The organism is Staphylococcus sp. GW823-FHT05F06 (genome assembly GCF_058795495.1).
On record NZ_JBXAHW010000012.1, the window covers coordinates 68,411 to 82,494 of the forward strand.

Annotated in this window: 12 protein-coding genes and 2 tRNA genes; 3 read left to right on the top strand and 11 right to left on the bottom strand. The window is 31.1% G+C overall.

Annotation, left to right across the window (positions count from 1 at the left end):
- Positions 1–209: 209 nt before the first annotated feature.
- From AC1Q7N_RS08870 to AC1Q7N_RS08880, 3 genes are all read right to left on the bottom strand, one after another.
- The gene (locus AC1Q7N_RS08870) at positions 210–437 is read right to left on the bottom strand and encodes a hypothetical protein (RefSeq protein ID WP_002458728.1); all 228 of its coding nucleotides are present in this window, start codon (positions 435–437) and stop codon (positions 210–212) included.
- A 54-nt stretch (positions 438–491) separates the two neighbouring features.
- Positions 492–1,430: a type I phosphomannose isomerase catalytic subunit gene (locus AC1Q7N_RS08875; protein ID WP_002468316.1), complete on the bottom strand. Its 939-nt coding sequence runs from the start codon at positions 1,428–1,430 to the stop codon at positions 492–494.
- A 641-nt stretch (positions 1,431–2,071) separates the two neighbouring features.
- Positions 2,072–2,728 (bottom strand): SDR family oxidoreductase, encoded by a 657-nt coding sequence (locus AC1Q7N_RS08880; RefSeq protein WP_002485259.1) that lies wholly within the window; start codon positions 2,726–2,728, stop codon positions 2,072–2,074.
- A 144-nt stretch (positions 2,729–2,872) separates the two neighbouring features.
- Here AC1Q7N_RS08880 and czrA point away from each other — a divergent pair, with 144 nt between their 5' ends.
- A complete protein-coding gene (gene czrA / locus AC1Q7N_RS08885) occupies positions 2,873–3,214 on the top strand; it encodes a Zn(II)-responsive metalloregulatory transcriptional repressor CzrA (RefSeq protein WP_001829898.1) in 342 nt (113 codons plus the stop codon).
- On the top strand, positions 3,201–4,154 hold the full coding sequence (gene czrB / locus AC1Q7N_RS08890; protein ID WP_001829912.1) for a CDF family zinc efflux transporter CzrB: 954 nt from the start codon (positions 3,201–3,203) through the stop codon (positions 4,152–4,154). Before czrA ends, czrB begins: the two co-directional genes overlap by 14 nt.
- Before the next feature lie 260 nt (positions 4,155–4,414).
- On the opposite strand, the gene AC1Q7N_RS08895 is transcribed toward czrB, so the two are convergent.
- Positions 4,415–5,146, bottom strand: a complete 732-nt coding sequence (locus tag AC1Q7N_RS08895) for a metallophosphoesterase family protein (RefSeq protein WP_001829921.1) — start codon at positions 5,144–5,146, stop codon at positions 4,415–4,417.
- A 132-nt stretch (positions 5,147–5,278) separates the two neighbouring features.
- On the opposite strand from AC1Q7N_RS08895, the gene AC1Q7N_RS08900 reads away from it, so the two are divergent.
- Positions 5,279–6,430 (top strand): lytic transglycosylase, encoded by a 1,152-nt coding sequence (locus AC1Q7N_RS08900; protein WP_001829926.1) that lies wholly within the window; start codon positions 5,279–5,281, stop codon positions 6,428–6,430.
- A 342-nt stretch (positions 6,431–6,772) separates the two neighbouring features.
- Here AC1Q7N_RS08900 and AC1Q7N_RS08905 read toward each other — a convergent pair whose 3' ends face one another.
- From AC1Q7N_RS08905 to AC1Q7N_RS08935, 7 genes are all read right to left on the bottom strand, one after another.
- Positions 6,773–7,630: an HAD family hydrolase gene (locus AC1Q7N_RS08905; RefSeq protein ID WP_001829896.1), complete on the bottom strand. Its 858-nt coding sequence runs from the start codon at positions 7,628–7,630 to the stop codon at positions 6,773–6,775.
- 494 nt (positions 7,631–8,124) lie between these two features.
- Positions 8,125–9,930 (bottom strand): glutamine--fructose-6-phosphate transaminase (isomerizing), encoded by a 1,806-nt coding sequence (gene glmS, locus AC1Q7N_RS08910; protein ID WP_001829889.1) that lies wholly within the window; start codon positions 9,928–9,930, stop codon positions 8,125–8,127.
- Positions 9,931–10,561: 631 nt separating this feature from the next.
- Positions 10,562–11,917 carry a phosphoglucosamine mutase gene (glmM, locus tag AC1Q7N_RS08915; RefSeq protein WP_002457133.1) on the bottom strand — a complete coding sequence of 452 codons (1,356 nt, stop codon included), beginning with the start codon at positions 11,915–11,917 and terminating at the stop codon, positions 10,562–10,564.
- A gap of 24 nt (positions 11,918–11,941) precedes the next feature.
- The gene (locus AC1Q7N_RS08920; protein ID WP_001829925.1) at positions 11,942–12,877 is read right to left on the bottom strand and encodes a CdaR family protein; all 936 of its coding nucleotides are present in this window, start codon (positions 12,875–12,877) and stop codon (positions 11,942–11,944) included.
- On the bottom strand, positions 12,878–13,687 hold the full coding sequence (cdaA, locus tag AC1Q7N_RS08925) for a diadenylate cyclase CdaA (RefSeq protein ID WP_001829928.1): 810 nt from the start codon (positions 13,685–13,687) through the stop codon (positions 12,878–12,880).
- 166 nt (positions 13,688–13,853) lie between these two features.
- A tRNA-Lys gene (locus AC1Q7N_RS08930) sits at positions 13,854–13,926 on the bottom strand.
- 3 nt (positions 13,927–13,929) lie between these two features.
- Positions 13,930–14,004: transfer RNA gene (locus tag AC1Q7N_RS08935), tRNA-Gln, on the bottom strand.
- Between the last annotated feature and the right edge of the window lie 80 nt (positions 14,005–14,084).

A 14,084-nucleotide genomic window follows, 5' to 3' on the forward strand; every position in this document is an offset into this window, starting at 1 on the left:
TAATTTATGTTCTATTTTCATATCATTCACTTTAAACAACCATAGGTTTCATCAGTAATCACTTTAATGTGATCATCATTATTATTAAATATTTTCATTTATTTTATCATAATATCATCCACTATTCTAAACAACACTTATCATTAAAAGTTGATTTTAAAAATTAAAAATGCAAGTATCATCGTTAGACACTTGCATATCATCATCTTTTATTTAGCAATGACACTCCCAAGTAACGGCATTATATTAATCATTATCCCACCAAGTTTAAGCATACCACTTATTTCCTTATCTCTTATTGTGATTGCAGCGCTAATTATTCCAAGAATCGCCACAAATCTTGGAATCATCATAGATGGATAATGTGGTAATTGTAAAAATATCCCTGCTCCGGAAATAATGCCACAAACTAGAGAAATATATAAAAATTGCTTCACAAAGCCTCTCTCCTTATATCACCTATACTTAAATTGGTATATTTTTAATATATATTAAATGTAACTAATGATTAGTTTAAAATCTCCTTCGAAAACACTATCTAAATCTTCGGAAGTTAACACAAAGTTTGAACCTTTAGATATTTCATATATATCACCATCTACAATAAGTTTACCTTGTCCATCTAAAACAGAAACAAGACAAAATTCTCTAGGCTTCATATAATTTAGAGTACCAGAAATATCCCACTTAACCATAGTAAAAAAATCACTAGATACAATATGTGTACAATTGTGATTTTCTATCACTTCATTTTGAGGAGTGATATTAGGTAGTTCATTTGAATAATTAATAACATCTAATGCCTTATCTATATTTAATTCACGTTCCTCGCTATTATCAGTTTTTCTATGATAATCATAAATTCTGTATGAAATATCTGATGATTGCATGACTTCATACGCCATAATGCCTGCACCTATAGAATGTATCGTTCCAGCTGGTATAAAGTAAAAATCACCTGGTTGCACTTGTATTGTTCTCAAATAATTTTCAAATGTACCTTGCTCCAATTGCTCTTCAAATTCATCACGAGATTTCGCATACGTACCTATAGTAATCTTTGCACCTTCATCAGCTTCAATGATGTACCAACATTCAGATTTTCCATATTGACCTTCTTCGTGTTCATATGCATAAGAATCGTCGGGATGTACATGAATAGACAATGGCGCAGCAGCATCTACAATTTTAGCCATTAATGGAAAATCTTTACTTGGAAAATCTCCAAATATTTCTCTATGATTGTTCCATACTTGATCCAATGTTTGACCAGCAAATATACCATTTTCAATCACACTTTTTCCGTGTGGATGTGCTGAAATTCCCCAACATTCACCTATGTGATTATTAGGTAGTTGATACCCAAATTGACGAAGATTATCACTGCCCCATACTTTATCCAGAAAAATGGGTTTTAAAAATAACGGCATGTTCACACCTCCATTATTAAAAGCTTAAACTTAAATCATTATCTATGCTTGAATATCACACAATGTTAAATAATAAAACTACTTTTGATACAACATAGCCCTTCTTTTAAGATATGTATTTGAAGCTAACTATCTTTCTCACTCGTATTGAGTGTAGCATATATGATTATTTCACAAACTACTATATGAATATACTATCATTTTATAAACTTTCTATCCTGTGTCCATTTGACGTAGGATTCTTACATATTATATCAACTGCCTAATAAATTGAATAGCATCATTTTTACTAATCTAATAAAGCGTTTTATTGATTACTATACCATTATTTTCTGAAAATGACCCTTTAAAATAACAATGCTTTAAATTGGATTCAATAGAATCAAGCATTACACTCTTTTCAAGTTCATTTAAAAGTAGAAAATTTAGTATAATTATACTCATTAAAATATTTAACTTTGAATATAAAAAGGGAACAAGATAAGACTTTTGATTTCCTTATCTTGCCCCCTCAAATACTGATTAGAAATTGAAGTATTTAAAAACAAATTACAACAATTCTAACGATAATAGGAACGAACTTTGTATCAAGTTGTATTATAAAAGACAAATAATTTTTAATACGTACTTAATTTTAAATTTTAAGATTCATAGTTTTTCAATGCATCTTTAACACCATGATTGCCACTTAAAATTTGGAATTCTTGATTATTAAAACCATCAGAAGTTACTACTTCTTTTAAAACTGTAGCAACATCTTCACGTGGAATTGATCCTGCTTTGTCGAAATATAAATCAGCTTCTATTTTTCCAGTTCCAGCATCATCTGTAAGTGAACCTGGATGTACAATTGTATAATTAAGATCTGATGTTCTTAAGTAATCATCAGCATAATGCTTTGCAATTGTATACGGTTTTAAATCTCCACTCGCATCGAATGCTTCACGTCTAGAATCGTATGTTGATACCATAACATAATGTTTGATACCCGCTTCTTTACTAGCTTTAATTGTTTTTACAGCACCATCTAAATCAACAATGATTGTTTTATCCGCTCCAGTGCTTCCACCAGATCCAACTGAAAAGATAACTTTATCATAATCTGTAAAGATATTTTTTAAATCATTAATACTATTTTTTTCTACATCTATTAATGTAGCTTTAATCCCTTTATTTTCTAATTCTTTAACTTGATCTTCCTTACGTACACCAGCTGTAAAATCAACGTGTTCTTCATTTAATTGACTTACTAGTTTAGAACCTACGCCTCCATTTGCTCCAATAACTAAAATACTCATTTCAAACGTCCTCCTTCAAAAAATCGTACTTAGTATTTACCACTTCAAGAGAATATTAAACGTTAGTGTATTATTGACATATTTCAATCTTCTCATTATATTAATATATGAACAAATATTCATATGTTGGAGTGTGAATTTTCAATGAGTGGATATCATATTAACGTTGAAAGCAATCAGGATACATTGATTAAAGTCACTCATATTTTCAAAGCTTTAAGTGATTTTAATCGTGTGAGAATAATGGAGTTTCTTGAAAACGGTGAAGCAAGTGTTGGACATATTTCACATTCTTTAAATATGACTCAATCAAATGTATCACATCAATTGAAACTACTTAAAAGCACTCATCTTGTTAAATCTAAAAGACAAGGGCAATCAATGATTTATTCTATAGATGATATACACGTTTCAACTTTACTTAAACAAGCCATTCACCACGCCAAACATCCTAGTGAAGGTGGAATTTCTAATGACAAATCATAATCATCAACATCATCATTCTCATGCACACGGACACGTTCATACAGATAATAAAAAGGTACTCATGTTTTCTTTCATTATCATTAGTCTCTTCATGCTTGTAGAAATTATAGGTGGGTTTTTAGCAAATAGTCTAGCATTATTGTCTGATGGTTTTCACATGCTAAGTGACGCTATATCCTTAGGAGTAGCTCTTATAGCTTTTATATATGCTGAAAAGCATGCTACAAAAAGTAAAACATATGGTTACAAGCGTTTTGAGATTTTAGCAGCACTTTTCAATGGAGTTACCCTATTTATCATCAGTATTATTATAATAATCGAAGCGATACGAAGATTTTTAGAACCTCCTGAGGTTCAATCGAAGGAAATGTTCATCATTAGTGTGATTGGTCTTATGGTAAATATCATTGTAGCGATACTTATGTTTAAAGGAGGAGATACCTCTCACAACCTTAATATGAGAGGCGCATTTTTACATGTACTTGGAGACTTGTTCGGCTCTGTTGGCGCAATCGTTGCTTCTCTTTTAATTTGGGGCTTTAATTTTACAATAGCGGATCCTATAGCTAGTATTTTAGTTTCGTTAATTATTTTAAAAAGTGCTTACGGCATTTCTAAATCATCCCTTAACATATTGATGGAAGGAACGCCTAATGATATAGATTTAAATGCTGTAATTAAAGCAATTAGTAAAGATGAAAGAATTCAAAATGTACATGATTGTCATGTATGGACCATTTCAAATGATATGAATGCATTAAGTTGTCATGCAGTTGTACCAGAATATTTATCAGTTCAAACGTGTGAAACAATGTTAAAGTCAATCGAAAGTGACCTATTGCAATTAAATATTCAGCATATGACAATACAACTTGAAACACCAGAACACAAACACGATGAATCAACATTGTGCTCAGGTATACATGAACACTCTCATTAGTGAGTTTATTTCTATCGATACTTTTTAAATATAAATAAAGATGTAGATTGAAGGTTCTATTTCATTCAAAGACTCAACCTAAAAATCTTATCTTAATTTAAAAGAGAGTTTTTGTGAGTAGAACCCCATTTCAATCATTCTATATATTAAGAGCGTGGGACATCAGTTATGTTCCCACGCTCTAAAAATTTTCAATAGGTTTTATAAATTTCAGATGAATCTATCTCAATATTTACTTTTTCACATATAAACATCTTACTTTAAATGAAATTCTTAAATATAAATTCTCTAGCTGGTACTTGCTTTTCTTCAAATCCTGCTAAAAATTCTTCATTATTGTACGCTAATTTCACTCTCTCTACTGAAATTCCTTTTTCATTAACGGTAATAATACCATATACGGTGTTTGAACCATTGTTCAAACCTACTGATCCAGGATTAAAATATACTGTTGATTTATCATCAAACATATGCAACCTATGGTTATGTCCAAATAAAATTAAATCGGCTTCTTTGTCTTTAAATAATTCAGAAATAGCTTGTTCGTCATCTTTTGTAATAGGTGCAAAAGGTTGTTCATCAATAGGAGCTGACATTTTATCATTTTCAATTTCATAATGAATAAATAAAATCTTTTTCCCTTTTATGGTCATTTCAATATATCTAGGCAATTGATTAATTTCATCGTAATAGGACTCATCTAAATGTCCTTCTATCCATTGATGATGCTCATAAAATTTCCCTTTTAAATCTTCAGGATAAGGTGTTCCATTGACGAGTGACATAATAGCTTCATCATGATTACCTGCAATCATTTCCATATCATCCCGGTCAAATATAGTATCCAGTACTTTATTTGTCTCATGTCCAATCCCTATGTTATCACCTAGGTTATAAATTTTTTCGATATCATCTCTACTATCAATATCATCTAAAACAGTTTGAAGCGCATCAAAGTTTCCATGAATATCAGTGATAACAGCAAATTTCATGATATTATCTCCCTTCAATGTTATCTTATTAGCATATTCTAACATTTTGTGCTCTATTATGTTAGATATTAATTTAAAATTTATTAGAATTTTGATATTGTATTTATATGAAAAAAAAGGAGTGCTTAAAATTTGTTTAATTATTATAAATCCGGATTTCAAAAAGCAAAACCACATAATCTAAAGTTAATACTACTCTCATTAATAACTTTTGTCATTTGCTATATTACTTCTAATATTGCATTCTCATTAGTTATATTAAGAGCTCAAAGGTTACCAATGTTAGCTCAACTCGGTGAATCTACTACAAAACCTATAATATCTATTATTTTTATTTTACTCATTTTAGCTTTATTATTTATTTTTGTAGGTTACCCATTGATAACTGGTACAGTATATGCAATTCAAAAAGCTATTAATAAAGAGAAAGTTCTTTTTAGTGATTTATTTTTTGCTTTTAAAAAAGGCAAATATGCTAAATCAGTAATTTTAGCTTTAATAACTTTAGTTTTATTCATTGTAATCGTACTTATTCTAGTGCTATTAAATAAATTATATAGTTTAGCTCTTAGCCCAATATTAATCGGCTTACAACAATCAATAAGCGGCTACGACAATCCAATGGGAATTTTAATTACAATACAAATTGTGTTGTTACTCATAACAGGTTTCATCTCATCAATTTTCTATTGGTTTGTAATTATATTCATTATTAATTATACTACCGCTTATACAGAAGATTCATCTCGTAAAGTAATGAGTAATTTAAAAGAAGGATTTAAAGGTATTAAAAACGGTAAGAAAACTTGGTTTAAATTTTTCATTGGCGTATTACTTATTAGTTTACTTGCAAGTATTATTAACAAACCGCTATTATTCGGTGTACAATACTTAACAAGCAGTATGTCTCAAACGGTGGCTCAAACTATTATTATAATAGCTAGAATCGTATCTATAGTATTACGCCTATGTCTTTATTACATTTTGATTTTTGGAATTATTAATTATTTCGTTAGACGTGGTGACAAACCAGTCAAAAGCAAAAGACGTCATAAAAATAAAGATATTAACAAAGGTAATGTAAACGACAAAGTAGATACTAAATTAAATGCTTCCAACTCCAAAGATACAGAAGCAGATAAAATGAAAGATCAACAAACACATATACAACAAGACAAAACTGATAGTCAAGAAAATAACATATATGATTCCATCAAAGAAAAAGTAAATGAAAATAAAGAAAATGTTACAGAACAATCTAAAAATCTATTTGATAAGAAATAGTTGATTGTCCTTAGATTACTTTATTAATTTAAATTTAAAGTATTTTGCCCAACATGAAATTTTATTAGTCTTTCATGTTGGGCTTTTTATATTGTAATTGCATTTTTGTGAAAATCCTCTTTAAATATTTTATTAATGCTCATGCATATAATTTAAATAAGCATAATGAACCAGTTGATAAATATATAATTTAAATAAGCATAATGAACCAGTTGATAAATATATAATTTAAATAGGCAAATGGACACTCTCATATTTAATCATGAAAGTGTCCATTTGCCTATGTTTACTGATATAAACTATCGTGATCGACCGTTTAACAACAAGATACTGACCTGAAAACTAGTTATCTAATAAATGACTTTTTAAGTAATGTGCTGCACCATCTTCTTCGTTCGTGTATTCGGTAATATCATCTGTAAGATTTTTAATTTCTTGTCTTGCATTTTTCATTGCAACAGTGTGATGGCCAAAATTAAACATAGCTCTATCATTATCACTATCACCAATAACTAAAGTTTCTTCTTGCTTAATACCATAGTGATCAATCATTTCCTTGATACCTGTACCCTTATCTGTATGATATGGCATCGTTTCAGCATTATAACGCGAAGAATTAGATACGGTAATACCTAAATTTGATTGGTTTTCAACAAGCTGGTTGCGAAAATCAGTTATTTTATCTAAGTTGGGACTAAATAAATATATTTTAGAAAAGTGTGCATCAGGTAAGGTATCTCGCCAATCTATTTTTCCTTTAATTGCCTCTCTTCGCGATGACCACTCACTTTGACTTACAGCGTCAGGTGGCTCTATAGTGGAAATCATTTCTTTCATCCAATCTTCATCTTCTTTAAGAGATATACGATTACTTTCAAAAGGAAAAACTTCATAATAAATATGTTGTTTTTTAGCCAATTCCACAATTTTCTGTACTCGTTCTAAAGTTAAACTATGTCTAAACAAATTATCTCCATGAATTTCACCTGAAGTTCCATTCGAACTGATAATACCATCTACAGTGAATCCATCAGGAACAAGCTGACTGATTTCTGAATAAGATCTCCCAGTAGCAAGGAAAACTTTATAATTTTGCTCTCTCAATTCATTAATCACTTGTTTAGTATATTCCGAGGCTTTATTATTTTCATGTAAAATCGTTCCATCCATATCTAAAAAAATTGCTTTTATATTTTTCATATTATCCTCCATTCAAGACTCTAACTTATACACTTAAATTGTGTCACTTATCATACTAAAGTGCAACGGCTTTGATTACACTTTGAACATACTATAACGTTGTCTTCTCTTATTTACAATGACATCCCTATCAAAAAAATTGTCATCCGATAAAGATCTCATAACATCTTAAATATTAACCTTGTTAAATATTTAAAAGTCTTTAAGTAAATCTTTTTCAAAAATAACGGCATTTCTTCTATTATATGTGTTACAAGTATGACAGAAAGTTGTGAATCATTTAAAATATGCTTACCAAATGTTTTAAATAGTTGTCTCTTTATATAAAATCCATTCCAGTTGTAGGTTTATCCAATACTAGTTAATTTAGGGTACTCATTAAAGTCATTTAACAACGGCATTAAACCGCTTCGTTAAAATTAATTGAAGGATAAATCTAAAATTAATTCAAAAATAAAGAGTAGCCATTTAGGCTACTCTAAATTATAAACATTTTACTCTACTGTAACCGATTTGGCTAAGTTACGAGGTTTGTCAACATCTAAATCTCGTTGTAACGCAGCATAATATGAGATTAATTGCATTGTCACTACAGATACTAAAGGAGTTAATAATTCATGTACTTGTGGAATCACGTATGTGTCTCCTTCTTTATTCAAACCTTCCATTGAAATCATACAAGGATATGCACCACGTGCTACTACTTCTTTCATATTTCCACGAATTGATAGATTAACGTTTTCTTGTGTAGCTAAACCTATAACAGGTGTGCCATCTTCAATCAAAGCGATTGTTCCGTGCTTTAATTCCCCACCTGCAAATCCTTCAGCTTGAATATAAGAAATTTCTTTTAATTTTAATGCACCTTCTAAACTAACATTATAATCAATTGTTCGTCCAATAAAGAATGCATTACGAGTAGTTTTTAAGAAATCCGTTGCAATTTGCTCCATCTTAGGTGCATCGTCAACAATTGTTTCAATAGCTGTAGTAACCTTAGCTAGTTCTCTTAATAAATCAACATCGGTTTCACGACCATGATTTTTAGCAACAATTTGAGATAAGATAGATAAAACAGCAATTTGCGCTGTATATGCTTTTGTAGATGCGACTGCAATCTCAGGTCCAGCATGTAAAAGTAATGTATGATCCGCTTCACGTGATAATGTTGAACCAGCAACATTAGTAATTGTTAATGATTTGTGACCTAACTTATTTGTTTCAACTAATACAGCACGACTATCAGCTGTTTCACCAGATTGTGAAATATAAATAAATAGTGGTTTTTCAGAAAGAAGTGGCATATTATATACAAATTCAGAAGCTACATGAACCTCAGTAGGTACACCTGCCCATTTTTCAATAAATTCTTTACCAACCAATCCAGCATGATAACTAGTACCAGCTGCAACGATGTAAATACGATCAGCATCTGCTACATCATTAATAATCTCTGAATCGATTTTTAAATTACCTTTTTCATCTTGATATTCTTGAATAATGCGACGCATCACTGCAGGCTGTTCATGAATTTCTTTTAACATGTAATGATCATATACGCCTTTTTCTGCATCAGCAGCATCTATTTCTGCCGTATACGTATCACGTTGTTGAATGTGCCCCTCAAGATCTTTAATTTCTACTGTGTCTCGCTTAACAATAACTATTTCATGGTCATGTATCTCTTTGTATTGGTTTGTAGTTTGTAACATTGCTAGAGCATCAGAAGCAATAACATTGAAACCTTCACCTACACCTACTAAAAGCGGAGACTTGTTTTTAGCCACATAAATAGTATCTTTATCATTATCATCTAATAATCCTAAAGCATATGACCCATGTAATAATTTAACTACTTTTGTAAATGCATCTTCTGTAGCTAATCCTTGTCTAGAAAAATAATCTACTAATTGTACAATAACTTCCGTATCAGTTTCTGATGAAAAAGTGACATCAGATAAATATTCAGCTTTTAATTCTTCATAATTTTCAATTACACCATTATGAACTAATGTAAAACGTCCAGATGTTGACTGGTGTGGATGTGAATTTTCATAATTTGGAACACCATGTGTCGCCCAACGTGTATGACCAATTCCTAACGTACCATCCTCATCACTATTATCTGCAACTTTACGTAATTCAGCAATTCTTCCTTTTTCTTTAAAAAGTTTTGTACCATCATCATTAACTACAGCAATACCTGCTGAGTCATAACCACGATATTCTAATTTTTCTAACCCTTTTAATAGTAATTCTTTGGCATTATCGTAGCCAATATAACCAACAATTCCACACATATAATATCCTCCAACAAATGGGATAACACGGCTATTATGATTAATTATCACTGCTTAAATTTGATAATCCCCTATCATAATCATTATCAACGAATACATCATGAAATAAGCGTGCTATTATATGAATTTTATACACGCTATCCGTAGTTTCCCAAAATAATTTATTTAGTTTGGCGATCTTATTAACTTTGTCCACTAAGTCACCTTAATGATTTACTTAATAAGCTAACGAATGTGCCACATCCGGGATAGCATCCGCCGATCTGATTCGATCACTATCCTCCTCGTCTACAAAATCCAAATCGTTATCTATAAAAGTTCTACTATTTTAACTTTTAATATTTGATAACTATTTAGGTATTTTGCACAGGCGCTTTAATTATTAATAACCTAGACTCTCCTCCTTTCCATTAATATTCATTGTACACTGTCAACGAATTAATTTGCAAACGATTTAACAGTATTTTTCACAAATAGTAATAGTTCTGAATAGATACATCGATGAATTATTCTCAAAATAAAAAAATATATTTTTCAAATCTTTTTAAAAGATAAAATTCTGTTAAAAAAAACAGATTTATGTCTGTAACATCATAAATCTGTTTTATATATGAATTTAAACATGAAAGTATTATTTATCTAAGCCCATTTTGTCTTCAACAACGTCAGCGATACTTTGAGCATATCTTTCAGCATCCGCGTCAGTTGCAGCCTCAACCATTACACGTACTAAAGGTTCAGTTCCAGAAGGACGAACAAGAATTCTTCCTTCACCATTCATCTCTGTTTCAACTTTCGTCATTATCTCTTGAACATGAATATTCTCTTCAACACGATATTTGTCAGTCACTCTCACATTAATTAAAGATTGTGGGTACTTTTTCATTTGAGAAGCTAACTCGCTTAGAGTTTTACCACTCATTTTAATAACGGAAGCCAACTGAACACCCGTTAATAATCCATCACCAGTAGTATTGTAATCCATTAATACGATATGACCGGATTGTTCACCACCAAGATTATAATTTCCTCTTCTCATTTCCTCGACAACATAGCGATCTCCAACTTTAGTTTTGTTTGACTGAATACCTTCTTTTTCTAGAGCTTTGTAGAAACCAAGGTTACTCATTACTGTCGAAACTATCATATTTCCATTGAGTTCTTGGTTTTTATACATCTCTTGACCAATAATGAACATAATTTGATCTCCATCTACAATTTGTCCATTTTCATCTACCGCAATAATTCGATCGCCATCTCCATCAAAAGCTAAACCAAAGTCACTTTCAGTTTCTAACACAGCTTCAGCTAATTTTTCTGGATGAGTAGAGCCACATTGTTCATTAATGTTATAACCATCTGGATTACATCCAATTGTCTCAGTATCCGCTTCTAAATCGCCAAACAAGAATGGGGCTAAAGAAGAAGTTGACCCGTTTGCACCATCTAATACAATTTTAAGACCCTCAAAATTAACATCAACAGTTGATTTAAGATAACTTAGATACTTTTGTGCACCTTCAAAATAATCTGAATAATGTACAATATCCTCTCCTACTGGTCGTGGTAAATCAGGATTGGTTTGATCTAATAATTGCTCAATTTCATTTTCTTGATCATCTGACAATTTAAAGCCATCTGAACCAAAAAATTTAATTCCATTATCAGCAACCGGATTATGTGACGCAGAAATCATAACACCTAATGCTGCTTCCATTTCTTTAGTCAAATAAGCCACACCCGGTGTTGAAATAACACCTAAGCGCATCACTTCTGCGCCAATTGAAATTAAACCAGCAATTAATGCAGATTCTAGCATTTCTCCTGAAACTCTTGTATCTCTTCCTACTAAAACTCGAGGATGCTTTTCACCCTTATTATGTGCGAGAACATATCCTCCGTATCTACCTAGTTTAAAAGCCAATTCAGGTGTGAGTTCTTGGTTAGCGACACCACGAACACCATCAGTACCAAAATATTTTCCCATTTTTAAACGCTCCTTTTGTATCTATCAATTTTTAACATTTATATACGCTTTTGTTTCCTTTGGATTCACTTTAGTCACATCTTTAGGTAAGTTAAATGATACTGTTTTTTCTGTAGATTCTGAAATTCCATCAATATCTACTTCAGCAGTAATTTCATTAATATTTTGTAATTCATCTCTATTACCAAAGATTTCTACTTCTTTATCTTCCAGTTTAACACTATCTAATTCTTTATTTTCATTAAGCTTACCCGTTGTTTTTGTACGTACCTTAACCATTTTACTGAATGGTTCAACTGTTACTTTTAAATTAACTTCATTTGGATTAATTGATACATTTAATTTATTCAATTGTTTATCAAATGCACTAACATCCGCAACATCATTGGTGTCTTTGTTCACTTTACTAGAATTTTTAAAGGTTGCTTTTAAATAAGCTATATTTTTTAATTGTTGCTCTCCACCAGTCACTTTTACAGTTTCTGGTGAAATACTTTGTTTACTTATTTTATATTTTGGATCTAAACTGTTACTACTAATGTCTGGTTGCACATGCATAACTCGTGTTATTTTATTTTCAAGGTTAATGTGTGCAACTTCAGGTTTAATTTGATAGTTGATACCACTATCTATGCCTCTAACTTGATATTTTTTTTGATATTTCCCTGCTTTTTTTCCAGAAAGATCAACAACTACTTTCAAATCTTCAGGGTTTTCAATTTTGATTAATTTTGATTGTGGTCCTGTTAAATTAACATCGACGTTTTCAGGAATTTTAGTTACATGTAGGTCTTTACTATTATAGATAACATCAACGGGCACATCTTGAATAGTTTTGGATGATTTTTGAGATAAATCATCTGTATTAAAAATATTTCCGAACACATTATTTACTGATAAAAAGAAAAAAACTGCTAATATGAGAGCGACAAATCTTAATCCCCATTTACTTTCAAGCATTTATGAATTCACACCTTTCTTTTGAAAGTGTGCACCAAACCAATGTTCAGCAAGCAATTCTTCAAAAACATCTTTTGAAATATCTCTTCTTAATTTTCCATCAAAAGTGACTGATATATCACCAGTTTCTTCTGATACAACAACAGTAAAAGCATCAGAAACTTCTGAAATTCCAACTGCCGCTCTATGTCTAGTTCCTAAACTTTTTGATATTTTAACACTATCTGATAATGGTAAATAACTTGCAGCAACGGCAATCTTACTTCCTTGAATTATCATTGCACCATCGTGTAATGGCGTATTAGGGATAAATACATTAGTTAGTAGCTCTTGAGATATATCTGAATTCATCGGTATTCCAGTTTCTATATAATCCTGCAAACCTGTCTCTTTTTCAAAAACAATAAGCGCACCAATGCGTCGCTTAGCCATATATTGAACAGCTTTAGACACAGATTGAATCAACTTTTCTTCATCGCGACTATAAGTATTCGTATATCGTTTTAAAAAACTTCCTCTACCTAATTGTTCTAAGGCTCTTCTTATTTCAGGTTGAAATATCACAATGAGTGCTAAAACACCCCATTGAATTACAATATCAAACAATTTAGATGTTGCTGTTAAGTTAAGAATTTTACTGATTTGCTGGCCGATAACAATGACAACTATTCCCTTTAATAATTGAATTGCTTTAGTACCTTTAAAAACTGTAATGAGAAGATACAACACATACCAAACAATCAGTAAATCGAGTAAACTAGTAATAATTTTTATAGTACTCAGATTTTGAAAAAAATTGGAAAAATCCATAACATCTCCTCCGGGTAATACTTTTCCATATTGATTATTATACCAATCATTATTAACACTGTCATACGACAAAATAACATTTTAGAAAAATTCTTAAATAAGAAATAAAAGTGAAAAATACCAACAAATAAAAAAAAGACATCTTCGATTGAAGATGTCTAGAAAGTGAGCCATAGAGGATTCGAACCTCTGACCCTCTGATTAAAAGTCAGATGCTCTACCAACTGAGCTAATGGCTCTAATGGCTGGGCTAGCTGGATTCGAACCAGCGCATGACGGAGTCAAAGTCCGTTGCCTTACCGCTTGGCTATAGCCCAAGAATGGTGGAGGGGGGCAGATTCGAACTGCCGAACCCGAAGGAGCGGATTTACAGTCCGCCGCGTTTAGCCACTTCGCT

Bases quoted from the DNA above. Each gene is read 5' to 3' on its own strand.
- AC1Q7N_RS08875 (WP_002468316.1), bottom strand. From the start codon at position 1,430: ATGCCGTTATTTTTAAAACCCATTTTTCTGGATAAAGTATGGGGCAGT.
- AC1Q7N_RS08880 (WP_002485259.1), bottom strand. From the start codon at position 2,728: ATGAGTATTTTAGTTATTGGAGCAAATGGAGGCGTAGGTTCTAAACTA.
- czrA (WP_001829898.1), top strand. From the start codon at position 2,873: ATGAGTGGATATCATATTAACGTTGAAAGCAATCAGGATACATTGATT.
- czrB (WP_001829912.1), top strand. From the start codon at position 3,201: ATGACAAATCATAATCATCAACATCATCATTCTCATGCACACGGACAC.
- AC1Q7N_RS08895 (WP_001829921.1), bottom strand. From the start codon at position 5,146: ATGAAATTTGCTGTTATCACTGATATTCATGGAAACTTTGATGCGCTT.
- AC1Q7N_RS08905 (WP_001829896.1), bottom strand. From the start codon at position 7,630: ATGAAAAATATAAAAGCAATTTTTTTAGATATGGATGGAACGATTTTA.
- glmS (WP_001829889.1), bottom strand. From the start codon at position 9,930: ATGTGTGGAATTGTTGGTTATATTGGCTACGATAATGCCAAAGAATTA.
- glmM (WP_002457133.1), bottom strand. From the start codon at position 11,917: ATGGGAAAATATTTTGGTACTGATGGTGTTCGTGGTGTCGCTAACCAA.
- AC1Q7N_RS08920 (WP_001829925.1), bottom strand. From the start codon at position 12,877: ATGCTTGAAAGTAAATGGGGATTAAGATTTGTCGCTCTCATATTAGCA.
- cdaA (WP_001829928.1), bottom strand. From the start codon at position 13,687: ATGGATTTTTCCAATTTTTTTCAAAATCTGAGTACTATAAAAATTATT.